This is a genomic window from Erwinia sp. AnSW2-5 (assembly GCF_045107195.1).
GTDB lineage: Bacteria > Pseudomonadota > Gammaproteobacteria > Enterobacterales > Enterobacteriaceae > Erwinia.
This window is the reverse complement of sequence record NZ_JBJGXA010000016.1, coordinates 67,767-91,305: the sequence shown is the minus strand read 5'-3', so window position 1 is coordinate 91,305 and position 23,539 is coordinate 67,767. Positions and strand designations below refer to the sequence as shown.

Annotated in this window: 25 protein-coding genes and 1 pseudogene; 10 read left to right on the top strand and 16 right to left on the bottom strand. The window is 49.8% G+C overall.

The genetic code is table 11. From position 1 onward, the window contains the following. The first annotated feature begins 70 nt into the window (after positions 1–70). Positions 71–496, top strand: coding sequence for a DUF3574 domain-containing protein (locus ACFL9S_RS13670; protein ID WP_405262443.1), 426 nt, complete (start codon positions 71–73; stop codon positions 494–496). A gap of 47 nt (positions 497–543) precedes the next feature. Here ACFL9S_RS13670 and ACFL9S_RS13665 read toward each other — a convergent pair whose 3' ends face one another. After that, positions 544–1,728, bottom strand: a complete 1,185-nt coding sequence (locus ACFL9S_RS13665) for a NupC/NupG family nucleoside CNT transporter (protein WP_405262442.1) — start codon at positions 1,726–1,728, stop codon at positions 544–546. Positions 1,729–1,939: 211 nt separating this feature from the next. On the opposite strand from ACFL9S_RS13665, the gene rph reads away from it, so the two are divergent. Together rph and pyrE are read left to right on the top strand one after the other, a co-directional pair. Continuing rightward, positions 1,940–2,656, top strand: a complete 717-nt coding sequence (gene rph, locus ACFL9S_RS13660) for a ribonuclease PH (protein WP_405262441.1) — start codon at positions 1,940–1,942, stop codon at positions 2,654–2,656. A gap of 58 nt (positions 2,657–2,714) precedes the next feature. Continuing rightward, complete coding sequence (pyrE, locus tag ACFL9S_RS13655; protein ID WP_405262440.1) at positions 2,715–3,356, top strand: orotate phosphoribosyltransferase; 642 nt, start codon at positions 2,715–2,717, stop codon at positions 3,354–3,356. Positions 3,357–3,404: 48 nt separating this feature from the next. Here pyrE and slmA read toward each other — a convergent pair whose 3' ends face one another. The 3 genes from slmA to coaBC all read right to left on the bottom strand — a co-directional run bounded on the left by slmA (position 3,405) and on the right by coaBC (position 5,767). Continuing rightward, positions 3,405–4,001, bottom strand: a complete 597-nt coding sequence (gene slmA, locus ACFL9S_RS13650) for a nucleoid occlusion factor SlmA (protein WP_405262439.1) — start codon at positions 3,999–4,001, stop codon at positions 3,405–3,407. A gap of 115 nt (positions 4,002–4,116) precedes the next feature. Continuing rightward, complete coding sequence (gene dut / locus ACFL9S_RS13645; protein WP_405262438.1) at positions 4,117–4,575, bottom strand: dUTP diphosphatase; 459 nt, start codon at positions 4,573–4,575, stop codon at positions 4,117–4,119. Further along, entirely contained in the window at positions 4,553–5,767 is a 1,215-nt protein-coding gene (gene coaBC / locus ACFL9S_RS13640) for a bifunctional phosphopantothenoylcysteine decarboxylase/phosphopantothenate--cysteine ligase CoaBC (protein ID WP_405262437.1), read from the bottom strand. Before coaBC ends, dut begins: the two co-directional genes overlap by 23 nt. A 189-nt stretch (positions 5,768–5,956) precedes the next feature. Between coaBC and radC the strand changes: the two genes are divergently transcribed. The 4 genes from radC (at position 5,957) to mutM (ending at position 8,262) form a co-directional block, all read left to right on the top strand. Next, positions 5,957–6,628, top strand: coding sequence for a DNA repair protein RadC (gene radC, locus ACFL9S_RS13635; protein ID WP_405262436.1), 672 nt, complete (start codon positions 5,957–5,959; stop codon positions 6,626–6,628). 297 nt (positions 6,629–6,925) lie between these two features. Continuing rightward, a complete protein-coding gene (gene rpmB / locus ACFL9S_RS13630) occupies positions 6,926–7,162 on the top strand; it encodes a 50S ribosomal protein L28 (RefSeq protein WP_062746922.1) in 237 nt (78 codons plus the stop codon). A 16-nt stretch (positions 7,163–7,178) separates the two neighbouring features. Continuing rightward, positions 7,179–7,346 carry a 50S ribosomal protein L33 gene (rpmG, locus tag ACFL9S_RS13625; RefSeq protein WP_001051798.1) on the top strand — a complete coding sequence of 56 codons (168 nt, stop codon included), beginning with the start codon at positions 7,179–7,181 and terminating at the stop codon, positions 7,344–7,346. Positions 7,347–7,452: 106 nt separating this feature from the next. Then, on the top strand, positions 7,453–8,262 hold the full coding sequence (mutM, locus tag ACFL9S_RS13620) for a bifunctional DNA-formamidopyrimidine glycosylase/DNA-(apurinic or apyrimidinic site) lyase (protein ID WP_405262435.1): 810 nt from the start codon (positions 7,453–7,455) through the stop codon (positions 8,260–8,262). Between the two features lie 10 nt (positions 8,263–8,272). Here the strand turns inward: mutM and coaD are convergent, their stop codons facing one another. The 4 genes and pseudogenes from coaD to ACFL9S_RS13600 form a co-directional block, all read right to left on the bottom strand. Beyond that, entirely contained in the window at positions 8,273–8,749 is a 477-nt protein-coding gene (gene coaD / locus ACFL9S_RS13615) for a pantetheine-phosphate adenylyltransferase (protein WP_405262434.1), read from the bottom strand. Further along, positions 8,746–9,522, bottom strand: coding sequence for a glycosyltransferase family 2 protein (locus ACFL9S_RS13610; protein WP_405262433.1), 777 nt, complete (start codon positions 9,520–9,522; stop codon positions 8,746–8,748). Before ACFL9S_RS13610 ends, coaD begins: the two co-directional genes overlap by 4 nt. Further along, positions 9,523–10,797: a lipid IV(A) 3-deoxy-D-manno-octulosonic acid transferase gene (gene waaA, locus ACFL9S_RS13605; protein WP_405262481.1), complete on the bottom strand. Its 1,275-nt coding sequence runs from the start codon at positions 10,795–10,797 to the stop codon at positions 9,523–9,525. Positions 10,798–10,898: 101 nt separating this feature from the next. Next, positions 10,899–11,177 (bottom strand): annotated as a pseudogene (locus tag ACFL9S_RS13600) (glycosyltransferase); the annotation flags it as partial. Positions 11,178–11,373: 196 nt separating this feature from the next. Here ACFL9S_RS13600 and ACFL9S_RS13595 point away from each other — a divergent pair. Then, complete coding sequence (locus ACFL9S_RS13595; protein WP_405262432.1) at positions 11,374–12,387, top strand: glycosyltransferase family 9 protein; 1,014 nt, start codon at positions 11,374–11,376, stop codon at positions 12,385–12,387. Positions 12,388–12,426: 39 nt separating this feature from the next. On the opposite strand, the gene ACFL9S_RS13590 is transcribed toward ACFL9S_RS13595, so the two are convergent. From ACFL9S_RS13590 to rfaQ, 3 genes are read right to left on the bottom strand one after another with little or no spacing between them, the layout of a single operon-like run. After that, entirely contained in the window at positions 12,427–13,533 is a 1,107-nt protein-coding gene (locus ACFL9S_RS13590; protein WP_405262431.1) for a glycosyltransferase, read from the bottom strand. After that, complete coding sequence (locus tag ACFL9S_RS13585) at positions 13,530–14,660, bottom strand: glycosyltransferase family 4 protein (protein WP_405262430.1); 1,131 nt, start codon at positions 14,658–14,660, stop codon at positions 13,530–13,532. Before ACFL9S_RS13585 ends, ACFL9S_RS13590 begins: the two co-directional genes overlap by 4 nt. Then, entirely contained in the window at positions 14,657–15,727 is a 1,071-nt protein-coding gene (gene rfaQ / locus ACFL9S_RS13580) for a putative lipopolysaccharide heptosyltransferase III (protein WP_405262480.1), read from the bottom strand. The genes ACFL9S_RS13585 and rfaQ overlap by 4 nt, the downstream gene beginning before the upstream one ends. A 175-nt stretch (positions 15,728–15,902) precedes the next feature. Between rfaQ and ACFL9S_RS13575 the strand changes: the two genes are divergently transcribed. Next, the gene (locus tag ACFL9S_RS13575) at positions 15,903–16,874 is read left to right on the top strand and encodes a polysaccharide deacetylase family protein (RefSeq protein WP_405262428.1); all 972 of its coding nucleotides are present in this window, start codon (positions 15,903–15,905) and stop codon (positions 16,872–16,874) included. Further along, positions 16,861–17,952, top strand: coding sequence for a glycosyltransferase family 9 protein (locus ACFL9S_RS13570; protein WP_405262427.1), 1,092 nt, complete (start codon positions 16,861–16,863; stop codon positions 17,950–17,952). Before ACFL9S_RS13575 ends, ACFL9S_RS13570 begins: the two co-directional genes overlap by 14 nt. Before the next feature lie 45 nt (positions 17,953–17,997). Here ACFL9S_RS13570 and galE read toward each other — a convergent pair whose 3' ends face one another. Genes galE through rfaF form a run of 5 tightly spaced genes read right to left on the bottom strand, consistent with a single transcriptional unit; the run spans position 17,998 to position 23,524 of the window. Continuing rightward, positions 17,998–19,014 carry a UDP-glucose 4-epimerase GalE gene (galE, locus tag ACFL9S_RS13565; RefSeq protein WP_405262426.1) on the bottom strand — a complete coding sequence of 339 codons (1,017 nt, stop codon included), beginning with the start codon at positions 19,012–19,014 and terminating at the stop codon, positions 17,998–18,000. 17 nt (positions 19,015–19,031) lie between these two features. Then, positions 19,032–20,327, bottom strand: coding sequence for an O-antigen ligase family protein (locus tag ACFL9S_RS13560; protein WP_405262425.1), 1,296 nt, complete (start codon positions 20,325–20,327; stop codon positions 19,032–19,034). Between the two features lie 30 nt (positions 20,328–20,357). Beyond that, the gene (locus ACFL9S_RS13555) at positions 20,358–21,515 is read right to left on the bottom strand and encodes a glycosyltransferase family 4 protein (protein ID WP_405262424.1); all 1,158 of its coding nucleotides are present in this window, start codon (positions 21,513–21,515) and stop codon (positions 20,358–20,360) included. After that, positions 21,515–22,477 (bottom strand): lipopolysaccharide heptosyltransferase RfaC, encoded by a 963-nt coding sequence (gene rfaC, locus ACFL9S_RS13550; RefSeq protein WP_405262423.1) that lies wholly within the window; start codon positions 22,475–22,477, stop codon positions 21,515–21,517. The genes ACFL9S_RS13555 and rfaC overlap by 1 nt, the downstream gene beginning before the upstream one ends. Next, positions 22,478–23,524 carry an ADP-heptose--LPS heptosyltransferase RfaF gene (rfaF, locus tag ACFL9S_RS13545; RefSeq protein ID WP_405262422.1) on the bottom strand — a complete coding sequence of 349 codons (1,047 nt, stop codon included), beginning with the start codon at positions 23,522–23,524 and terminating at the stop codon, positions 22,478–22,480. Positions 23,525–23,539 lie beyond the last annotated feature (15 nt).

Below are 23,539 nucleotides of genomic sequence, written 5' to 3'. Positions count from 1 at the left end.
TTGGCTGACGTTTTGTTGCCAGAAGCTTAAGATGCCGAAAGCAGAAACATCACTCACTTCAGGAGCCATTATGGTGTCGCGTGTATTCACTTTCTCTCTTCTGGTGCTGGCGCTGTCTGGCTGCACGGCACCACGTCCGGGCAATCAGGTTGCCGCCCCGGTCTGCGCAGTGGGCGATGCCATGACGCAAACCACGCTCTACTTCGGTCTAAATCGTCCGCAGGGTGCCGCTATCACCGAGGCAGAATGGCAGGCGTTTGTTGATGCCGATGTGACGCCTCGCTTCAAAGACGGGTTGACCGTTTTTGCGGCAAAAGGACAGTGGCTGGGGAATGACGGCAAACTGGCGCGGGAAAACAGCAGGGCGCTGCTCCTGATCCATGCGACGGATAAGGCGAGTGAACAGGGGATTGAGGCACTGCGAACCCTTTACAAACAGCGCTTTACACAGGATTCAGTGATGCGAGTGGATGCGCCGGCCTGCGTAGCATTCTGACCTCACTCAATGAAGAAAACCCGGCGCTGATGCGCCGGATTCAGGCGTTACAGCACCAGCCCGGCAAAGGCTGCGGAGAGCAGACTGACCAGCGTGGATCCGTAAATCAGTTTCAGGCCGTAGCGTGACACCACATTCCCCTGTTGTTCATTCAGTCCTTTGATCGCTCCGGCAACGATGCCAATGGAGGCAAAGTTCGCAAAAGAGACCAGGAACACCGACAGGATACCCAACCCACGCGGCGACAGTTCCGTGGCGATTTTCTTCAGCTCAATCATTGCCACAAACTCGTTCGTCACCAGTTTGGTCGCCATAATACTGGCAGCAGGCAGGGCATCCGCAGTCGGGATGCCAATCAGCCATGCAAATGGCCAGAACACATAGCCGAGGATTTGCTGGAAGCTGATGCCGAACACGGCCGAGAACACGGCATTCACCGCGGCAATCAGCGCGATAAAACCAATCAGCATCGCCAGAATAATCATCGCCACTTTAAAGCCCGCCAGGATGTATTCACCCAGCATTTCAAAGAAGCTCTGATCTTCGTGCAGCTTTTCCAGCCGGATCTCCGGTTCATCACCGACCGGTGTCGGATTGATAATCGACAGGATGATAAAGGTACTGAACATGTTGAGGATCAGCGCCGCGACGACGTAGCGCGGCTCAATCATCGACATATAGGCGCCAACAATTGACAGCGACACGGTGGACATTGCCGCCGCCGCCATCGAGTAGAGGCGACGTGGGGAAATCTCTGCCAGGATACCTTTATAGGCGATAAAGTTTTCCGACTGTCCGAGGATCAGCGTGCTGACGGCATTAAACGACTCCAGCTTGCCCATACCGTTGACCTTGGAGAGAACCGTACCGACGACTCTGATCAGCAGCGGCAGGATTTTAAGATGCTGCAAAATCCCGATCAGTGCGGAAATAAAGACAATAGGGCAGAGCACGCCGAGGAAGATAAACGCCAGCCCCTGTGAACTCATCCCGCCGAAGACGAAATCGGTTCCCTGGGCGGCGTATTTCAGCAGAACCTCAAAGAACCCCGAAAAGGCGGTAACAACGGTCAGACCGCCAGAAGCGTGCAGGAAGAACCAGGCGAGGGCTGCTTCAATCACCACCAGTTGCAACAGCACGCGTGGGCGGATTTTCTTGCGGTCATTGCTGAACAGTAATGCCAGGCAGCAGATAATGGTCAGGGCCAGAATAAAATGAAAAACAGAGGTCATACACAGGTCCGGCATGAGGAATGATTGATGAGAGGCATTTAGCCATATTTCAGTATGTTTTACATCCTGTCGGGCGCTATCTGGCTGTTTTAGCGTTTAAATAGTCTTTATTTTCATAACAGCCTGGGTTCAGTTTCACCTGCGTTAGGCAATCCATGGCGAAATCCGTATAATGCGCAGCCAATTATGTTTAGCTAGCCGGAGAGAAATTATGCGTCCATCAGGCCGTAGCGCACAACAGGTGCGCCCCGTCACCCTGACCCGTCATTACACCAAACATGCAGAAGGCTCTGTGCTGGTTGAATTCGGTGATACCAAAGTACTGTGTACCGCCACTATCGATGAAGGCGTGCCGCGTTTTCTGAAAGGTCAGGGCCAGGGTTGGGTCACTGCCGAATACGGCATGCTGCCACGTGCTACCCACAGCCGTAACGCGCGTGAAGCGGCTAAAGGCAAGCAGGGCGGCCGTACCCTGGAGATCCAGCGTTTGATCGCCCGATCACTGCGTGCGGCGATTGACCTGAAGGCATTAGGTGAATTCACCATTACCCTCGACTGCGACGTATTGCAGGCTGATGGTGGCACCCGTACAGCCTCTATCACCGGCGCCTGCGTGGCACTGACTGATGCGCTGAATCACCTGGTGTCTATCGGTAAGCTAAAGGCTAACCCAATGAAAGGCATGGTTGCGGCTATCTCAGTGGGCATCGTCAAGGGTGAAGCGCTGTGCGACCTCGAGTACGTTGAGGACTCTGCCGCCGAAACCGACATGAACGTGGTGATGACGGAAGATGGTCGTATGATTGAAGTGCAGGGCACCGCAGAAGGTGAGCCGTTCACTCATGACGAGCTGCTGAAGCTGTTGGAGCTTGCGCGAGGCGGTATTGATACTCTGGTTGCAGCGCAAAAAGCGGCGTTGGCCAACTAATTTTTTTCAGGCGACGATGAAGTCGCCTTTTTTATGCCCCCCATTTGAGGAACATGACATGAAAGCCTGGCAGCGCCAATTTATCGAATTCGCCATCAACAAGCAGGTGCTGAAGTTTGGTGAGTTCACGCTGAAATCAGGGCGCAAAAGCCCTTATTTCTTTAACGCCGGTCTGTTCAATACCGGGCGCGATCTTGCCCTGCTTGGCCGTTTCTATGCCCAGGCACTGGTCGATTCTGGTATTGAGTTCGATCTGGTTTTTGGCCCGGCCTACAAAGGCATCCCCATTGCGACCACCACAGTCGTCGCACTGGCCGATCATCACGATCGCGATGTCCCGTACTGTTTTAACCGCAAAGAAGCTAAAACGCATGGTGAGGGCGGCACGCTGGTGGGTAGCCCGTTGCAGGGTAAAATTATGCTGGTGGATGATGTGATCACCGCAGGCACGGCCATCCGTGAATCGATGGAAATCATTGCGGCACACCAGGCGACGCTGGCGGGTGTATTGATCTCCCTCGACCGCCAGGAGCGTGGACGTGGCGAAATCTCCGCGATTCAGGAAGTGGAGCGTGATTACGGATGTAAGGTCATTGCGATCATCACACTGAAAGAATTGATTGCTTACCTGGAAGAACAGCCAGAAATGGCCGATCACCTGATTGCTGTACGTGCTTACCGCAGCGAGTTTGGTATCTGACAAGATGTCGTTGTGCGGGTCGACTGTTTTGCTGGTCGACCCGCAACATCACACGAGTTGAGCGGCTAGCAGCGGCCAGCGCACGTCGAAGTCGACGGTAGGGCGATAGCGAAATTCGGAACGAACAAAACGTGACAGCAATCCTTCGCAAAATGCCAGTAGCTGACTGGCCAGCAGCGTTTCATCGGTAATAAACCCCTCACCTTCACGCATTTTCTTCTCACGCATCACCTGGCGTAGCTGCACCTCGATACGTTCAAAAAGCTGGTTGATACGCCCCTGTAAGCGATCCTGTTCGAACATCAGCGCGTGGCCGGTCAGAATGCGCGTTAAACCCGGATTACGCTCACCAAAGCCCAGAATGAGCTGAGTGATCATACGTAGGCGCGGCAGCGTCTCTTTTTCATCTTTCAGAATCAGATTGATGCGCGTAATCAGGCTGTCTTCAATAAATTCGATCAGGCTGTCAAACATCTTGGTTTTGCTGGGAAAATGCCGGTAAAGCGCCGCTTCAGAAACCCCTACATTTGCCGCCAGTTTGGCAGTGGTGATGCGCTGGCTGCCATCACCAGACTCCAGCATTTGCGCCAGCGCCTGTAGAATTTCTTCGCGGCGATTCCTTTTCGCAATCTTCTTTTCTACCATGTCTTAAAAGACCCCTGAAAACATCACCATAAAACGGGCAAAGGCCCACACAACGTCCGTGAACGCGTGTTCACGGCGGGTAAATTCAGATTATCGTTGTGTGGACCGTGGAGAATTACTGGCGACCAGAATGGCCGAAACCACCTTCACCACGCACGCTGGTGTCAAAGTCGTTGACCAGATTGAACTCGGCCTGGACGACAGGCACGAAAACCATCTGCGCAATACGTTCGCCGGGTTCGATAGTAAAGGAGTCTTGCCCACGGTTCCAGACGGAAACCATCAGTTGGCCCTGATAATCGGAATCGATCAGACCGACCAGATTACCCAGTACGACGCCATGCTTATGCCCCAGCCCGGAACGCGGCAGGATCACGGCAGCCAGCTGTGGGTCGGCAATATGAATCGCTAAACCTGTCGGTACCAGCGTTGTTACACCGGGCTCAAGCACAAAGGCTTCATCCAAACAGGCGCGTAAATCAAGCCCGGCAGAACCTGACGTGGCGTAGGTTGGCAGGGGGAAGTCGGTGCCGACTCGTGCATCAAGAATCTTAATGTCGATTTTTTTCATCATAAAGGCTGACAATCTCGTCTAATAGCTGTTGGCCAAGGAGTGACTTATCGCAGAGCGGTAAGGCTTTATCTCCCTCCTGCCAGAAAAGGTGAAGAGCATTGGTATCGCTGTTGAAACCCTGCCCGGTTTTGGCTACATCATTGGCGCAGATCAAGTCCAGATTCTTGCTCGCCCGTTTTTGTTGTGCGTATTCTTCCACATTCTGGGTTTCAGCGGCAAATCCTACAACATACGGCCTGTTTAGCTGCATCGCTGCAACGCCCGCCACAATATCTGGATTTTTTATCATTCGCAGGGTGATTTCTTCGCCCTGTTTCTTGATTTTTTCTTCCGCCACTGCCGCCGCCCGGTAGTCGGCTACTGCCGCGCACCCAATAAAGATCTGTTGATCGGCGGCCTGCGCCATCACCGTCTGCTGCATGTCCAGTGCCGAGGTGACATCAATACGGTTAACGCCTGCGGGTGTCTGCAAGGTGACCGGTCCCGCCACCAGCGTGACGCTGGCTCCGCGTTGTGCCGCCGCCGCCGCAATGGCAAACCCCATCTTTCCTGAGCTGTGATTGCTGATATAACGCACCGGGTCGAGTGCTTCCCGGGTTGGGCCGGCGGTGATCATAATATTGAGATGTTGCAGATCGTTGACGGGAGCCGCCCAGTTTACCGCCAGATCAACAATCGCCAGCGGGTCGAGCATACGTCCCGGACCGATATCGCCACAGGCCTGGCTGCCGCTGTCAGGGCCCCAGATATGTACTCCGCGTTGTGCCAGCAGGTGTAAATTATGCTGGGTGGGGAGTGCGCGGTACATCTGCTGGTTCATTGCCGGAACAATCGCCACTGGTGCCGCCGTTGCGAGGCAAAGGGTGGTCACCAGGTCATTCGCCATACCCGCGGCGACACGGGCGATCAGGTCCGCCGTCGCGGGTGCAAGGATCACCAGGTCGGCCCATTTGCCCAATTCAATATGACCCATAGCGGCCTCAGCAGCCGGGTCGAGTAAATCGTCGGAAACCGGATATCCTGATACAGCCTGCAAACTGAGCGGGGTGATAAAAGCTTTCGCGGCGTGAGTCATGACGACACGTACGTCTGCGCCACGGTCGCGTAATCGGCGCACCAGCTCAGGGGTTTTATAGGCGGCGATGCCACCACTGACGCCAAGAACAATACGTTTTCCGCTTAATCCCATCATGTTGCTGTTCGCCTTCTGTTAAGCCTGCCCGGTGCCGTCGCGCCGCAATCCGATTATTTTATCACACTCCGGCGGGCGGGTTAGCACCACACAATTTTTGCGAGCCAGCGCGTAAAGTCAGCGCATTACAATAGAAAACTACTGTATATAATGCCATGCTTTTATCTCTTCAGGAAGGAGAAATGGCAGATGAAAGAGAACTGGGTGGGGCTACCCCCACGTGAAAAATTGTTAGAATTTGGCTCACAAAAGCTGAGTGATGTTGAACTGCTGGCTATTTTCCTGCGTATCGGGTCACGTGGTGTTCACGTAATGACGCTGGCGCAACGGCTGCTCGACGCATTTGGCTCGCTACACCAATTGATGACGGCCCCCGCCGAAGATTTTCAGGCCATTCACGGTATCGGCGTGGCAAAATATGCGCAACTAAACGCGGTGGCTGAACTCGCACGGCGGTGCTTTACCTGCCAGCAGGCATTGGAAAACCGGGTCGTCAGCAGCGCTGAACAGATGTTGGATTTTCTTAACAGCTCGCTGGCGCACCGGGAAAGGGAAATTTTCCAGGTGATTTTTTTTGATAACCAGCATCGGGTCATTCATACCAGTGAAATGTTCAGTGGCACGATCAACAGCGTTGAAGTTCACCCTCGTGAGATTGTACGTGAAGCGCTAAAACGCAATGCAGCGGCGGTGATTCTGGCGCATAATCATCCATCAGGGCTGGCAGAACCCAGCCGCGCTGACCGCGATATTACGCAGCAAATCGTGCGTGCCTGTACCCTGATGAATATCCGGGTGCTTGACCATATGGTGATCGGAAGGGGTGAGTACGTCTCTTTTGCTGAACGAGGATGGTTATAATTAGTGGGCTGTTATTTGACCGTTTTTCGATTTAGTTGTGTAATTACAGTCGCTAAACCGGATGTTTCCTGAGCAAAAAAGACAAATGTACGCGATCCTTAGGGATCTTTATCTGTTCGGGACTTGAGCGGTCGCGCTTCAGGGCGTATACTACGCCACCTTTGAGAATCTCGGGTTTGGCGTTTGAGCCTACTCAGCGGGTTCACATTGAACTCGCCTGGATGGGCTATAAGCCTGACGAGGCGGCCAGAACCTTATTTTTAAAGCTCGAGCTGATTTGATTTTTGGAGAATAGACATGTCACGAGTCTGCCAAGTAACTGGCAAGCGTCCGGTAACGGGTAACAACCGTTCCCACGCAATGAACGCGACGAAACGCCGTTTCCTGCCGAACCTGCACTCTCATCGTTTTTGGATTGAGAGCGAAAAGCGCTTCGTTACACTGCGCGTATCTGCCAATGGCATGCGCGTAATTGATAAAAAGGGTATTGATACGGTCTTGGCCGATCTCCGTGCCCGCGGTGAGAAGTACTAAGGTAAGGAACTGAAACATGGCTAAAGGTATTCGTGAGAAGATCAAGCTGGTTTCTTCTGCTGGTACAGGTCACTTCTATACCACCACGAAGAACAAACGTACTAAGCCGGAAAAATTGGAACTGAAGAAATTCGATCCAGTTGTCCGCCAGCACGTGATCTATAAAGAAGCTAAGATTAAGTAATTAATCTCAGTGGATGAAAAACCCGGCCCCGGCCGGGTTTTTTTGTATCTGCATTTTTATATATAGTATGTGGCTGATGCGTGAAGCCTGCTATGGAGGCGAGGAAATGCCAGAGTTACCAGAGGTCGAAACCAGCCGACGCGGGATCGAGCCACATCTTGTTGGCGCAACGATTCTGCATGCGGTGGTGCGTAATTCCCGCCTTCGCTGGCCTGTTTCGCAGGAAATCCATGCGCTGAGTGACCAGCCCGTTCTGAGCGTCCAGCGGCGTGCTAAATATCTGCTGCTGGAACTGCCAACGGGCTGGATCATAGTGCATCTGGGGATGTCGGGCAGCCTGCGCGTCTTACCGGAAGATTTGCCTGCGGCGAAGCACGATCATGTTGATCTGGTCATGAGCAACGGTAAGGTGCTGCGTTATACCGATCCACGCCGCTTTGGGGCCTGGTTGTGGTGTCCTGATCTGGCTGCCAGCTCTGTGTTGTCACATCTGGGTCCGGAGCCGCTTAGCGAGGATTTCTCAGCCGCATATCTGTTTGAAAAATCCCGTGGAAAGCGTACGGCGGTCAAACCCTGGCTGATGGATAACAAAGTGGTAGTGGGCGTGGGGAATATCTATGCCAGCGAATCACTGTTTGTGGCCGGGATCTTACCCGATCGTCCGGCGATGGCCTTAAGTGAAGCCGATATCGGGCTGCTGGTCGCCACCATCAAAACAGTGCTGCTGCGTTCTATTGAGCAAGGCGGCACCACCCTGCGCGACTTTTTACAAAGTGACGGTAAACCAGGGTATTTTGCGCAGGAACTGCAGGTCTATGGCCGTGCAGGTGAGCCTTGCCGACAGTGCGGCATGCCGATTGAGAGCAGTAAACACGGGCAACGCAGCACCTTTTTCTGCCGTCACTGCCAGAAGTAAGCGGCCCTGTTCAGAGCTTCGCTTTCAGTGCCTCGTACACCGGAGTGGGCAGGAACGCCTGGACTTCCCCTCCGTGGCGCGCCACCTCTTTCATCAGGGATGATGAGATAAAGGAATACGCTTCGGAGGGCATCAAAAATACGCTTTCCAGCGTGGGCATCAGGTGACGGTTCATATGCGCCAGTTGCAGTTCATACTCAAAGTCAGACACCGCCCGTAAGCCGCGCACCAGCACATTGGCCTGCTGCGCTCTGGCAAAGTTGGCCATCAAGTCACTGAACCCCACCACTTCAACATTCGGCAGATGTGCCACCACTTCGCTTGCCAGCGCAACGCGCTCATCAAGGGAGAACAGGGGCTTCTTACTCGGGCTTGCCGCCACTGCCAGTACGATGTGGTCAAACATCAGTGCGGCGCGGGTGACGATATCGAGGTGCCCGTTGGTCATCGGATCAAAGGTACCGGGGTAGATGGCTTTGGTGCTCATAGTCTGCCGTTCCTGGATGCGTGATTAAGAGCCCAAAGGGCCGTGTATTTATTGAAAGTATACTGCGCGTTGACGACGGCCAGCAGCCAGCCCTGTTTACCATCGAGAAAACCTGCACGCAGCACCAGCGTTTTCAGAAATGCGCCGATGGTATGGCCAAAAATAGCTGCGATGCCGCAACGCTTACCCTGCTTATGGCGTTGTTTTGCCCACGCTTCCGCATAGGCGAATTGCTTCCACTGGAATGCAGAGAAGTCCCGACAGGTCAGATGCAGTAAGTCGCCGCGCAACGGTGTGGCTTTCGCTTGCGCCGTTTCCAGCGATTCATGGACCTGATTATCGTTGTATTGATAGTGACGGGGATACAGGCGGGTGACCCGGTCGGGATACCAGCCACTGTGGCGCATAAAACGCCCCAGAAACAGATTACGCCGTGCAATGCTATACACCGTTGGCGATGGCGGCTGTTCCAGCACCTTTTCAATTGCCTGCTTCAGCTCAGGAGTGACACGCTCATCGCTATCGATCATCAAAATCATCGGATGGCTGGCGTAGCTCTGCGCCAGCTGGCGCTGTTTACCGTATCCATGCCACTCCTCAGAGTGGAAGACCTTCGCGCCATGGCGGCTGGCAATGTCCGGGGTGCCATCGCTACTGCCTGAGTCGAGCAGGATGATCTCATCTGCCCAACTGACTGACTCAAGACATTCTGGCAGCAGGTCTGCCGCATCTTTGGCAATTATCACTACCGACAGTGTCTGGCGTGAACGCATTTAATGATTCCGCAGTGGCAGATGAGGTTCAAGTAAATGGAGCAGACGTTGAAGCGCACCCTGATTCTGGTGGAGCACGTCAACGGCATGACGGCCATAATAAAGGCGGTAATCTTCATCCGTCAGCAGAGTACCAATCTCTTTATCCAGCGAGTCGGCATCGGTCACGGTGATCAGACCATCGGCCTGCTGCAGGCGCGCACAAATATCTTTAAAGTTAAAGATATGTGGACCCATCAGTACCGGAATGGCATGTGCTGCCGGTTCCAGTGGGTTATGGCCGCCACGCTCGACCAGACTGCCGCCAACAAAGGCGAGGTCGGCAATACCGTACAGTAGCATCAGTTCGCCCATCGTATCGCCAATGACGACCTGAGTGCTGCCAGAAGGGATCTCACCGCTGCTGCGTAAGGTATAGCTGAACCCGGCTTTCTGCGTCAGTACGCGCGCGGTATCGAAACGCTCCGGGTGGCGTGGTACCAGAATCAGCAGCAGGTTAGGGAAACGTTCCAGTAGCTTACGGTGCGCTTCCAGAATGATGCTTTCTTCCCCTTCGTGGGTACTGGTTGCGATCCAAACCGGACGACGCGGCGCCCACTGACGACGCAGAGTGATGGCGCGCGCAGCCAGTTCTGGCGTAACAGAAATATCAAATTTTAAACTGCCGGTGACTGCCAGCTGTGAGCGTTTGACGCCCAGACCGATAAAGCGCTCACCATCTTCCTGGTTCTGCGCGGCAATCAGTGTGATGCGTTGCAGCAGGCGTTTCATGAATTTTCCGATCTTCGCATAGCCCTTTGCTGAACGTTCAGACAGACGTGCGTTGGCGATCACCAGAGGGATTTTACGCGCATGGAGCTGAGTGATCATATTGGGCCAAAGTTCGGTTTCCATAATGATCACCAGTCGCGGACGAACGGTATCGAAGAAGCGATTCATTGCACCGGGCAGGTCGTAGGGCAGATAAACGTGATGAACATCTTTGCCAAATGCCGAGCTGGCGCGCTCCGACCCCGTTGGGGTCATGGTGGTGACGACAATCGGCAGATCGGGATAGCGATGGCGCAACGCGCGCACCAGAGGGATCGCCGCCAGCGTCTCACCAACCGATACAGAGTGCAGCAAAATACCGTCTGGCTTCACTTTCCCAGTGCAAAATCCATAACGTTCAGCCCAGCGTTTGCGGTAGGCAGGGGCTTTTCGACCACGTAGCCAAAGGCGCAGCCAGATAAGGGGCTGAATGAGATATAGCAAGGCGGTATAAATGGTAATCATCACATTGTTTTCAGTTGAACAGAGACTTATGCCCAGGGATAGCCGAAAAAACAGAAATAGTGCGGCATGTTAGCAGATAAGTGATGCCTGCTCACACTACTTCATCTGCGGTGCTCCAACACTTGTTGATAGAGCGCATCCAGTTGTCCGGCTAAGTGCTGGGGAGTGCATGTCATAATACGCTCACGCGCCATTATGCCCATTTTTTCATCCGTATCTTTCTTTGGGATCTGATGGATTGCTGCTGCCAAAGCCGGGATATCCAGAGCATCACAAACAAATCCTTCCTGTCCCTCAGTGATAAACTCAGCGCCGCCACATGTGTGGCTGGTGATCACCGGTAATCCGCAGGACATCGCTTCCAGGATCACATTAGGGAACGCCAATCAATGTGGCGATTGTAGGGGAAAGTGATGGCAGGGGAAAGCGTTCGGCCTTTGCTTTCCTTCGTCAGAATCTCTCATTTCTCTGCGAGGTTTAAACCAGTATCATCGACGTAGGCAGAGGGTATCTTGCAAATGATCCTTCATAACAGGGTGAAGCAATCGCGCGGATGATTTCGCTAACAGGTTGGTAATGAAAAACATTTTAATAATTCGTCGTGATAATATTGGCGATTTGGTTTGCACAACACCTTTGATTGAAGGGCTAAAAATAGCCCACCCTGAGGCCAGCATTTATCTGTTGATCAATACTGTCAGCCAGGATGTGGTCAAAAACAACCCTCAGATTGCACATACTTTTATTTATCGTAAGGCGAAGCATGCCGCCGGTAAGCTCGCCAAGTTAGGTGTTTATTTTGATCGTTTTAAGATGTTCATGCAGCTACGCCGCATTCATTTTGACGCGACGATCCTTGCTAACCCTGCGCCCTGTAAATACAGTCTGCGTCTGGCGAAAATGGCTGGGGCGAAGCATATTATCGGTGCCAATACGGGCGACAAAAGGATCAGCATACCGTTTGAACGTTCTGATTTCTCGGGTGACCACCAGGTTGAACGGACCTTCAGCTATTTGTCCGCCATTACGCACCAAAAGTTGTCTATTCCGCCCGTACGTATCTGGTTGACTGAGCAGGAACGCCAGCAGGCCAGGCATCGTATCGAACAGTTACAGCCGGGGCAAAAGATTGGGCTGGCCGTACATATCAGTAGCCGCAGTGAAAAACGCCGCTGGCCGCTGGAGCGCTATGTGGAGACGATTCAGCTTTATCTTCAGGAGTACAACGAAAGCGTACTGATCTTCTGGTCCCCACAGGGCACGCTGGCACCGGATGACATTGGCGATCAGCACCGTGCCGAACAGGTGATTACAGCGTGTCAGAGCCCCCGGGCTTCCCTTTACCCCACTGCCTCTGTGCGCGAACTGGTTGCCGCTTACGAGCAGTGTGGGCAGGTATTATGCAGCGATGGCGGGCAAATGCATCTTGCTGCCGCGATGAATAAAAAACAGGTGGTGTTTTTTGGTGATACCTGCGCGGAGGAATGGCATCCCTGGACGGGCGAATATGATATTTTGCAAACCGAATCGGGTGATTGCATTGACATTTCGGTTGACGAAGTGTGGAAGAAAATTCAGGTGCAACATTAAAAAAATCGCACCTGATTTAAATTATTGTGAAGGCGGTATTTATTGTTTTTGCAATGATAAGTACCGTTCAATAATGATGTCATAACTGAATTTATGGTACATATCTTCATTGATTTTCGGTGGTTCATCCCAGGCGTTACGCATTTTTTCTGCCAAAGACGCACTGTTTAATTCAGCGAGAAACGGCTGAAGTTCACCCGTCATGATTTCAGATGCCCCGCCCGGACAGGCAGTGCTGACAACTGGCGTATGACAGATCAGTGCTTCAATCAGTACAGACGGTAACCCTTCACTGTCTGAACTGAGTGCGACCATTTTTGCCCCTTTGATGATAGGGAGTGGATTTTTAGTAAAACCAGCAAAAATCACTCTATCCTGCAATTTTAGTTGCGAGACTTTATCCTGAATCATCCGGGTAACGGTATCTTCACCTTGCCCGACAATGACCAGCTTGCAAGGTAAATTGGCGAGTGCAAATGCTTCTAATAAACGGTCATGCCTTTTCACATGATGAAAGCGTCCCACATGAGCCATATATGTTTCCTGGCTATAAGGATTGCTTTGCGACGCACGTGCATTGATATCGTCGAGGTGGAATGGATTATAGATGGTCATCATCGTGTGGGGTTTCAGGCCCACATTGCTGATCAAATCCTCACCAACAGCATCAGAGACAGAGATAATGTTACGATTTTTATAAACTTTTTTTATTTTTCTCTTTTTTAACCAGTGCTTGAATCCGGTTTTATTACCTAAATAAGAGCGTGAGAACATGCCATGAATACAGAACCACAGATTACAGTTGTTGAGTAATCTGGAACGAACCACAATACGATCGGTTTTATGCAGACTGCTGATCACCAGTGTGGGTTTGCCATATTGGCGGAAAATATCAGGCAATAAGCGATCTAAGGATGCCGCGCGTCTTTTCAGCTCGCAAAGCTTATGGAAGACCCCTTTCACAACCTTGTCGTGATCGACAACGTAATTAATTCCGTCAGGTATCTCATAATCAAGGCGATCGCTCAAGGACAGTAACGTCACGGTATGGCCACGTTGCACAATGCCTTTTGCCAGTGTGAGGGTTACATTTTCCGCTCCGCCACCAGGAAGACCATCGATGATGAATAAAATGTGATTTTTCATTTGGCTAACACTCGTTGATACAGGTCGATCAATTGTGACGAAAGCACCGACGGGTTATAGGGCATGATTTTTTCTCGTGCAGCGTGGCCCATTGCTGAATCCAGTGCTTCGCGCGGCAGTTGTTGCACAGCAGACGTCAATGCGGGTACGTCAAGTGCATCGGTAACAAAGCCATTCACACCATTGGTAATAAACTCCGCACCGCCGCAGGTGTCACTGGTAATAACAGGCAGTGCGCAAGACATGGCCTCAAGAATAACGTTAGGGAAAGGGTCATACAGGGTAGGTAATAGCAAAGCATCTGCTGCCTGATAGAAAGGTAGGGTGTTTTTTTGTACACCCATAAAGCGAATACGTGACAGGCAGCCTAATGAACTTGCCAGCGCCCGGTATGCTTTCTCATTTTTATCCCGACCAATCACAATCAAATAGCTTTCAGTGGGAGCAATCGCTCGTATCGCGGCTTCCAGTCCCTTCCTTTCAAAACCCGAACCGACAAAAATCAGACAGTGTGCCTGAGCGGGGAGTTGATATTTCTCACGTAACTGGCGTTTTAGTGCGATATCAGTCGGACAGAATGTATGGTGGTCGATGGCGTTATAGATGACGGTAATTTTTTCGGGGGCAACATGAAATTGCTCAATTATTTCTTGTTTTATCATCTCTGCATTGCAGATAACGGCCTTCAATTCGGGTGCTGAGTACATGTCTGACTCTGCCTGCATCACATAGCGGTGATAAGGGCTGAGGAACAGCAGAGGATGGCGCCATGAGGGAAGTAGCCGGGCACGTTGATATAGCCAGTTGCGATGTACGCCATCCCCGGCGCGATAGATATCACACCCGGCAATACGTTCGTGACTTTGCACCAGATCGAACTTTTCACTTAACCATACTGCTCTGGCCGCTTTCGCAAAGCCTCGTTCACGACTAATTCTCCCCAGTTTCAGGGGATTGCATAAATGGATATGCCAGTCTGGATTATCTTCACCCTGCCATTCACGGGTGATCACATTCAGTTCGAGATTCTGTTTTTCAAGTGCGAGTAGCGCACGCGAGATAAAGCGTTCAGCACCGCCATCCGGACGATATTTTTGGCGTACCAGGGCCAGACGGAACGGTTTCATATCAACAACTCCTTTGCTGCATTTATCACGATCTCGACGGGAATTAAATCAAGGTAACGTTCATCGGTTTTTGTATTGATGTCATCAGGATCTGGCAACGAGCCATAGTCACCTGCCCAGATGGTTTTTCCTTGCGCCTGCCAGGGGTGCCAGAGTGCCAGTTTACTGGGACCGAAGAGTGCGAGGCAGGGGGTATTGAGTGCGGCAGCCATGTGCATCGGAACTGAGTCTACGCCTATAAAGAGACGCGCATGATCAATCAGTGCTGCTAGCTGACGCAGTGTGAGTTGCCCGGCCAGGGAAATCACTCGCTCTTGAGGGCTGCTAGCCAGAATGGTCGCAACCATCTCAAGTTCCCGTTTGTCTGGGCCTGATGTGAGAATCAGCGTATGGCCATCGGCCTGCAATGCGGTAATTGTGGCGGCCATTTTAGCCTCCGTCCAGCATTTGAAAAACCATCGAGAAGTCGGCTGAACCACAATCAAATCACCCAGAACATTCTGTTGTTGTAGTAATTTCTCAACATACTGCCAGTCATGCGCGTCATAACTCATGGTGACCTGATCCGAGGTGTGCAGATCGCTCAGGGGATCCAGTATCGAAAGGTTTTGTTCAACAGTATGTAACGTTCCATGACCGTCTACAGAGACAAGCTGTGTATGGCAAAAGCGCCATAACGCCCCACGGCGCTTGGGAAAGTCAAAACCGAGCCTGATTTTTGCACCGGTCCAGCGTGCAGCAATAGCGCTGCGCCACTGGTCGGCCAGATTGATAACGACATCATACTGGCGCTCACGAAGCTGCTGGAGAAGTTGCCACTCATGCTTCATATGCTGAGTGGCACCCTGTTTTTTCCACTGCCGATCAATACTCATCAACTGAGCGATGCACGGGTTAGCTGATAGCATCTCGACGGTTTCCTGGTACAACAGCACATCAATTTCTGCCTGTGGCCAGTTTTGCTTCAGCGTATTAATAACCGGGGTTGTGAGCAGCATATCGCCATGATGGCGTAGTTTAATGACCAAAATGCGCTTTGGCAGGGGAACAAGGGCTGAGTTCATGATGCTTTGCTTTCCGGGAAACGGGAGATGAATTCTAAAGGAGCAATGTCAGTGTGGCTAGTATTGCTCTGTTTGCTGGGCATATCCGTGCTGAAGCCATATTGATTGCAAAGTCATTTGCGCTGTTGAAAAGGGCTGCGTAACATAGGCCGTAAAGCAAAATTCAGGTCAAATATCCATGGCTAAACCAGCGTTTATCATCACCATTGATACCGAGGGAGATAATCTGTGGGAAAACCACGATCGCATTTCTACTCAAAATACCCGTTATCTACCACGCTTTCAGGCGCTGTGTGAGAAGTATGCATTTAAGCCAGTTTATCTGACTAACTATGAAATGGCGGTCGATGATGACTATGTAGCCTTTGCCCGCGATGTCATTGCTCGTGGAGTCGGTGAAGTTGGAATGCATCTTCACGCATGGAACAGTCCGCCGATTGAACCTCTGACGGACGACGACTGGCGACATAAGCCGTATTTGATAGAGTACTCTGCTGCTCAGATCCGCAGCAAGATTGAATTTATGACCCGACTGTTGGAAGAGACATTTCAGACGAAAATGCTGAGTCATCGCGCCGGGCGCTGGGCTTTTAATGAATATTACGCGGCATTGCTGATTGAGTTTGGCTACGTCGTTGATTGCTCCGTAACGCCGAAGGTTAACTGGCAGTTTTCACGCGGTAACCCTGCGGGAAAAGGCGGCACCAACTACCGGGATTTCCCTTCCCAGGCTTACTTTATTGATGAAGCCAATATCGCCCAAGTGGGGACGTCATCACTGCTCGAAGTACCGATGACCATTCAGTATAAGCACTCAGGTTTAATGAACTCGCTGAAAAGTGCCTATGACCGCCTGCGCGGTAAACAACGCTCGCCTTCAGTACACTGGTTGCGTCCCTCTGGCGGTAATGTTGAGATGATGAAACGGGTTGCTCAGCAGTCACTGGATGAAGGGCACGACTATGTTGAATTCATGCTCCATTCGTCTGAATTCATGCCTGGAGGAAGTCCAACGTTTGTCACTGAGCAGCATATTGAACGTCTGTATGAGGATCTGGAGCAGCTATTTAGCTGGCTTGCTGAGCGCACCGTTGGAAAAACGCTGGCAGAGTATTATCAAGTCAAAGCAGGAAAAAATGAGAGAATCTAAAAAATTTAAGATTGGCCTAAGCAACTTCCTGCTTGGGCTGGTATGTCCCCAGGCAAAAAAGAATGTTGAAAAGCAAAAAAAACTCCGGGATATCGAGTTTTCCAGTATTTTTGTTTACTCCACAACGGCGCTTGGCGACTATATGTTTAACTCGCCTGCTATACGTGCAATTCGCCTTCGTTACCCGCATGCAGAAATCACCTTGGTCGCACACCCAAAATATCAAAAATTGCTTACACGGCGTGATGATTATGACGATGTGATTTTTTGGACCAACAAAGTCAGTGATATGGCACACTTGGTGAGGCTGGCGAAACGAAAAAAACCTCAGTTGGCCGTATTGCTTCATTCTCATATGCCCTACGATATTGTGAGTGCGGCACTAATGGGATGCCAATATATTGTTCGTGATAACTATGCAAAACCATTGGGGAGCATGGAACGTTGGGTGACATATGGGCTGGATTATTTCGATGAGCACGTTATTGCCAGAAAAATGAAGCTAGTCTCTGCTTTAGGATGTGCAATTGATCACGTTGATATGGTGCTCCCTTGCGAGCCTCAGCCAGTTGAGAAAATTGAGGGGCGGCAACGTGTCGGTTTTCAGCTTGGAGCATCGTCACGGATTCGCTGTTGGCCGCCAGAATATTATGCGCAGCTGGCAGAGTGTCTGATTGCTAATAATCCGAATGTTGAAATTATTTTGATTGGCTCAGCAGAGGAGGTTCATTTAGCGGAAAGCTTTATGGTTAATATCGACGCTTCTGCGACTGGAAACATTACCAGCTATGTCGGGAGAACAACGTTACCACAGCTTTTGGGCGTCATCGGTTCAATGGATTTGCTGGTTACAGGAGATACAGGACCTTTCCATCTGGCCATCGCATTAAAAATTCCCACGTTAAGCCTGTTCGTAACAGAGGATCCTCGTCGTAGCGGTCCTTATCAAGATAAACATATCCATCAACAAATCTATCTTCCGCTGACCGATGCAAAGGTAACCGATAAAAATGAACCTCTGCGAGCTATTTCAACGGATTATGTTTATCAGATGGTGAACAAGATGCTTAAGGCATAATTAATCAGCGCTAGCCGCTGATATGCTCGGCTAGCGCTGATTAAGTTATGGCTGAAATCCTGCTGGGTTTTTTTTCTGCCAGTTCCAGGTATCGCGCATCATATCGTCAAGGTCACGCTGGGCAGTCCAGCCAAGCTCTTCTTTCGCCAGTTGGGCATCTGCCCAGCATTCAGCAATGTCCCCGTCACGGCGAGGCATGATTTTATAGGGCACACTCCGGCCTGATGCTTTCTCGAATGCTTTAAGCATTTGTAGCACTGAGTAACCGACACCTGACCCTAAATTATACGTTTTGATCCCTTGCTGCTTGTGGATCTGTTCGAGTGCTTTTAAATGGCCTTCGGCTAAATCCATCACATGGATATAGTCGCGTACGCCGGTTCCATCAATAGTAGGGTAGTCATCCCCAAAAATAGCCAGTTGTTGTAATTTTCCACTAGCAACTTGTGATATATATGGCATCAGGTTATTGGGTATTCCCCCAGGATCTTCACCAACCAACCCTGATTCATGAGCGCCAACGGGATTGAAGTAACGCAGAATAGTAATTGCGAACTCCGGTTGGGCATGGGCGAAATCCTGTAATATCTGCTCGACCATCAACTTCGATGTTCCGTAAGGGTTAGTGGTACCACCAATGCGTGATGTTTCTCGTAAAGGAACAGACTCAGGTGTACCGTATACCGTTGCCGAAGAACTAAAAATAAATTTTTTGACCTGTGCTCTGCGCATTTCATCCAGTAAAACAAGAGTCCCGGAAACGTTATTTTTATAATATTCGATCGGTTTTTTTACTGATTCTCCGACTGATTTTAGGCCGGCAAAATGTATTACTGCTGAAATATTATTCTGAGAAAACAACTTTTGCAGATCACTACGTTCATTAATATCACCGTGATAAAAATTGATATTACGTCCTGTGATTTTTTCAACACGCTGCAACGCGATATCTGAAGCGTTGACAAGATTATCCAGCACTACGACATCATGATGCTGTTCCAGTAGAGCCAATATTGTATGGGAGCCGATATAGCCTGCTCCACCAGTGACTAGTATTGCCATATAAACAACCTCGCATGTTAGTTTTGATTATTAGAGTGTTCGGTTTTTTCCTGGTTTTTCAATTTTTCCGAACAAAGGTAAAATGGCAATAACAGTATCAAAATAGTCACAAAACGGTGATCAATCAACACTGAGTCAGTGCTGCCGTATATCCACGTTGGTGCTACAAGAAGGATTGCCATATTGTAGTTTCCGGTGAACTTTCGTGATGCTATTATAGTGACAATATAAAATGTCAGAAGAATGATAAATCCAAAAACCCCCCTTAATGTGCCTGCTTCGAGCAAATCATTATGATAATGATATTTTATTACACGTAAAGCTTCATTGTTGCCATTTTCGTATTGGTGGATATATTCACGAACTAAAACATCACGATGATCCGCGCTTTCCCCTAAAATACTAATGTTGTTAGTAAAAAATCCAGCCTTCCACATACTGAGTCGTGAGCCGAGTGAGGTGCTGTCATTATTATTTTGATATTCTTTATATTCGACGATTGACTGGCTAACTCTATCAAAAATTGCATGGAATTTTAGCGGGAAAACTAAAGCGCTAAATGACAGTATCATTAAAAATATAATTGAGGTGTGTTTGTTAAAGAACTTTTCTTTTATTAGAATTGCCAGTAATAGTATTGGATAAGTCAGAAATACAGAACGTGTCTGAGTTAATAGCAATACATAGCAGCTGGAAAAAACTATAATGATAACAGAGAGATGCCTAATCCAACCTCTAAGTTTTAGTGAAATATATATTGCACTTAGAGATAGCACAGCAAAAATATATGCCGTCATTGTGGCAACAGTATTTATTTCGAGACGTTGGTGGGGAGTGGCTAATTTAAGCGCGAGAATTACCGTGTAAACGAAGCCCAGAAGTATCCAAAAATATGAGCTTATCCAACCACGACTGGAAATACGATCTCGATGAGAAATTAAATAGAAGCCGATGATAACGCCAAGGAAAATTCTTTTGGAGGTTTCTCTGTAGTTCAAATCTATATCATGAAATTTTACTGAGCTATAAATTATTGTAGGCAAGTACATTGAGATGCTGAGCAATAGTGCAGTTATAATGATTATTATCGCTGGGTTTAATTTTATTTTTGTTTTTTTTACGAAGAGATCTACCAAGGAAATCAAAGCTGCAAGATATAGAGAATTTCGGCAAATAGTCGATGCCGCTAATGATGATGATAATGATATACAACTAAGCCATAAAACTAAAGTTGTTGTTACGGATGATTTCATGTAATGATTTTTCGGTATCATGGTTTGTTTTTTTTCACTATTACTTTTTTCTGTTTTCATCTTAGAGAAGAAAGCCCTGGTTTTATTTTACTATTTACAATAAGAATTGAGAACATTTTCAAACTCTACTTTGAAAAACTGATAGTCTAGATTTTCAACTGTGTACCTCTGTGCATTTTTACTCATCTCAGAGTAAACTTCCGGCAACATCATTCTTTCTACAGCATCTGCACATGTGATGTGTGAAATAACTTTTGGTGTTGTCAACATATCGCTTACTGGATCATAAATGTCGTGAGGGAAGTTAATGTTAATATTTGTAAGTTTTTGATGGTCTTTCACGCTCATATTTGGAATTATCCCAATGCCACAGTAACCATCCTTTACTGCTTCTGGCTGTCCATCAATAAGAGGAAATATGACCGGGATGCCAAAATATAATGCTTCCATAGATGAGAGACCAAATGGCTCTGTTATTGGTGTGCTTAAATATATATCAGTTCTGTTATAAAAATCCGTCATGCTATGTTGAAAACCACTGAAAACAACCTTGTTTTCTAGGTTGAGATATTTCGTTAGGTTTTCAAATAGATTTTGGTCGGGACCTTTACCAGCGATTTCTAAAATAACATTGTGTCCACGACGAGTAAGCTCCTGAATTGTTAACAGCATCACACTTATCCCTTTCAATGTGACAAGTCTTGATGCTGTACCTATCCGTAATGGAACCGAAGGTGCTTTTTGGGCAGAGGAAATTCCTTCTGGCCTTTTTATGCGATTTATCACCACATTACTGGGGCATTTGAGGTTGAATCGAAGTTCCATTACTCTTTTTGAGGCATGAGATACGCATATAACACCATCTAACATGGAAAAAAAATTCAACGTTTTTTTGTTTTTTGTATATCTCCATGAGCAACCATGATCATAATACAATAGCTTAGAACGTTTAGGTTTAATCGATATGCCCGGAATAAAATCCCAGATGATAATAACATCAGCATCGGCGCATTTTATTTTCCACTGCAATAGATTTTTTCGTAAAAATTGTGGGCAACGCAATGAGATTTTATTGAAAATCCTATTTGCAAAGGTTATTTTTTGCTGCGGCATCTGACGCTGGATTTCCTCGCCGACTTTGTTACCAATACATATTATTTTTTCGTTTGGATTTTCTTTAATATATTGAAGGAAAAGGGTTTCAACCCCTCCCATTTTTCCTAAGTTAATAATGTGCAGCTTTTTCATCAAATAACCTGCTGTATCGTACGCCATATGAGGTCAGCGCTCAGTGTAGACATGTTTTTTTCAGTAGAAATTATGGGATACTGATTTTTCCCATATCCGCCAATCAGCCCCGGATCGGTCGGGCCGTAAAGAGTAATGTTTGGACGGTCGAGCGCGGCGGTTAAGTGGCTTAACCCGGTATCCACCGATACCACGGCACGAGCACCGGCAAGCGTGCGTGCAACCTGCTCCAGCGTCAGCTTTGGCAGCACCTCCACAAAATCGAAGCCCTCTGCCAGCCGCAATGCGCGCTGATGCTCATGCTCTGCGCCCCAGGGTAATTTAATGGTTAAACCTGAGGGCTGCATTAACCCGATCAGTTCGCGCCAGTGCGCTTCCGGCCAGTGCTTATTGTCACGCGTGGTAGCGTGCAAAAACACCAGATACTGATTCGCATCGGCGGGTAGCGCCTGGGTAAAGTGCTGGGCGATAGCATAATCGCCGGTCGTTGTCGGGAGCACATACCCCAGGCTTTTTGCAAACAGCTCGCGGGTGCGCTGCACGGCGTGCTGCTGTTTGCTGATTTCATGGCGTTTGTCATACCACCAGCTGGCAAAGGGCTCACGCGCGCTGCGACTGTCCTGTCCATGTTTAACGCCTTTCGCCAGACGTGTCACCAGCGCGGCGCTCTTAATCAGCCCTTGTGCATCAATGATCGCATCATATTCGCGCGACTGGAGTGCGCGTTTAAACACCACGCGCTCTTCACGTGTCTGGCTACCAAACCAGTGTTTGCGCCAGCGGCGAATCGCCACCGGTAATACGCGGTCAACAGCCGGGTGCCAGGAGGGGATCTGGGCAAAACCCTCTTCCACTACCCAGTCAAAGCGAATCTCAGGGATCGCGAGCATGGCATCAGTCAGAGCAGGCAATGCGTGCAGCACGTCCCCCATTGATGATGTTTTAATAATCAAAACCCGCATTCAGACTCCCGGCCGTGGGCAAAGCGTTGCCAGCTCGGTCATGACCCGTTCTGGCGTAATATCAATCAGGCTTTGGTGATAGCCTTCGTCGGCATCACCTTTGCGAATTTTATGGTACCCCGTAATTAAACGGATCACGCGGGCCTTACTGGACAACGGTGGGGTAAAATCGGGACTGCTTGGCCCGTAAAGTGCGACCAGCGGGCGATCCAGAGCAGCGGCAATGTGCATCAGCCCGGAATCGTTACTGACCACGGCATCACAGGCTGCCAGCAGAATAACCGCCTGTTCCAGCTGGGTTTCCCCGGCCAGGTTGCGGCAGTGCTGGCGAGCGTCCTCTGCCAGGGCAGCCAGAATCTGCTGGCCGGTTTCATTGTCTTTGGCTGAACCAAACAGCACCACCTGGTAGCCCTGGTCGATCAGGCGCTGTGCAAGGGTGGCGTAATGGTAATGTGGCCAGCGTTTGGCTGGACCGAATTCAGCCCCGGGGCAGAACCCCACCATCGGGCGCCCGGAAGCCAGGCCAAAAGCGCTGGCGGTAGCCTGTTTTTCCGTTTCCTGTACTGCTAAGCGCGGCCATAACAGCGGCTGTGGCAGATCGTCGGCGCGATGGATACGTGTTTTATCGTACCCCAGCGCCACATAGCGCTGCACCATCAGAGGGAATGCGGTTTTATCCAGTCGACGCAGGTCGTTCAGCAGTCCGTAGCGCATTTCACCGCGCCAGCCGGTACGGCGTGGGATGGCGGCAAAAAAGGGAACGAGGGCGGATTTAAACGAATTAGGTAGCACAAAGGCGCGGTCATAGCCGTTTGCCTTCAGCATTTTTCCCAGACGACGGCGTTCAGCTATTTCCAGCGCACCGTGACCCAGCGGCATCGCCAGGGCCTCATTTACTTCCGGCATCCGTGACAATAACGGACGGCACCATGCTGGTGCCATCACATCAATGACCGCATCGGGATGTTCGGCTTTAAGGGTGCGATAGAGACTTTGTGACATCATCATATCGCCGACCCATGACGGGCCGATAACCAGAATTTTCATTCCCGAACAGTGCCT

Excerpts from the sequence above, each read along its gene's own strand:
- ACFL9S_RS13670 (WP_405262443.1), top strand. The coding sequence starts at position 71 with ATGGTGTCGCGTGTATTCACTTTCTCTCTTCTGGTGCTGGCGCTGTCT.
- ACFL9S_RS13665 (WP_405262442.1), bottom strand. The coding sequence starts at position 1,728 with ATGACCTCTGTTTTTCATTTTATTCTGGCCCTGACCATTATCTGCTGC.
- rph (WP_405262441.1), top strand. The coding sequence starts at position 1,940 with ATGCGTCCATCAGGCCGTAGCGCACAACAGGTGCGCCCCGTCACCCTG.
- pyrE (WP_405262440.1), top strand. The coding sequence starts at position 2,715 with ATGAAAGCCTGGCAGCGCCAATTTATCGAATTCGCCATCAACAAGCAG.
- slmA (WP_405262439.1), bottom strand. The coding sequence starts at position 4,001 with ATGGTAGAAAAGAAGATTGCGAAAAGGAATCGCCGCGAAGAAATTCTA.
- dut (WP_405262438.1), bottom strand. The coding sequence starts at position 4,575 with ATGATGAAAAAAATCGACATTAAGATTCTTGATGCACGAGTCGGCACC.
- coaBC (WP_405262437.1), bottom strand. The coding sequence starts at position 5,767 with ATGATGGGATTAAGCGGAAAACGTATTGTTCTTGGCGTCAGTGGTGGC.
- radC (WP_405262436.1), top strand. The coding sequence starts at position 5,957 with ATGAAAGAGAACTGGGTGGGGCTACCCCCACGTGAAAAATTGTTAGAA.
- rpmB (WP_062746922.1), top strand. The coding sequence starts at position 6,926 with ATGTCACGAGTCTGCCAAGTAACTGGCAAGCGTCCGGTAACGGGTAAC.
- rpmG (WP_001051798.1), top strand. The coding sequence starts at position 7,179 with ATGGCTAAAGGTATTCGTGAGAAGATCAAGCTGGTTTCTTCTGCTGGT.
- mutM (WP_405262435.1), top strand. The coding sequence starts at position 7,453 with ATGCCAGAGTTACCAGAGGTCGAAACCAGCCGACGCGGGATCGAGCCA.
- coaD (WP_405262434.1), bottom strand. The coding sequence starts at position 8,749 with ATGAGCACCAAAGCCATCTACCCCGGTACCTTTGATCCGATGACCAAC.
- ACFL9S_RS13610 (WP_405262433.1), bottom strand. The coding sequence starts at position 9,522 with ATGCGTTCACGCCAGACACTGTCGGTAGTGATAATTGCCAAAGATGCG.
- waaA (WP_405262481.1), bottom strand. The coding sequence starts at position 10,797 with ATGATTACCATTTATACCGCCTTGCTATATCTCATTCAGCCCCTTATC.
- ACFL9S_RS13595 (WP_405262432.1), top strand. The coding sequence starts at position 11,374 with ATGAAAAACATTTTAATAATTCGTCGTGATAATATTGGCGATTTGGTT.
- ACFL9S_RS13590 (WP_405262431.1), bottom strand. The coding sequence starts at position 13,533 with ATGAAAAATCACATTTTATTCATCATCGATGGTCTTCCTGGTGGCGGA.
- ACFL9S_RS13585 (WP_405262430.1), bottom strand. The coding sequence starts at position 14,660 with ATGAAACCGTTCCGTCTGGCCCTGGTACGCCAAAAATATCGTCCGGAT.
- ACFL9S_RS13575 (WP_405262428.1), top strand. The coding sequence starts at position 15,903 with ATGGCTAAACCAGCGTTTATCATCACCATTGATACCGAGGGAGATAAT.
- ACFL9S_RS13570 (WP_405262427.1), top strand. The coding sequence starts at position 16,861 with ATGAGAGAATCTAAAAAATTTAAGATTGGCCTAAGCAACTTCCTGCTT.
- galE (WP_405262426.1), bottom strand. The coding sequence starts at position 19,014 with ATGGCAATACTAGTCACTGGTGGAGCAGGCTATATCGGCTCCCATACA.
- ACFL9S_RS13560 (WP_405262425.1), bottom strand. The coding sequence starts at position 20,327 with ATGAAAACAGAAAAAAGTAATAGTGAAAAAAAACAAACCATGATACCG.
- ACFL9S_RS13555 (WP_405262424.1), bottom strand. The coding sequence starts at position 21,515 with ATGAAAAAGCTGCACATTATTAACTTAGGAAAAATGGGAGGGGTTGAA.
- rfaC (WP_405262423.1), bottom strand. The coding sequence starts at position 22,477 with ATGCGGGTTTTGATTATTAAAACATCATCAATGGGGGACGTGCTGCAC.
- rfaF (WP_405262422.1), bottom strand. The coding sequence starts at position 23,524 with ATGAAAATTCTGGTTATCGGCCCGTCATGGGTCGGCGATATGATGATG.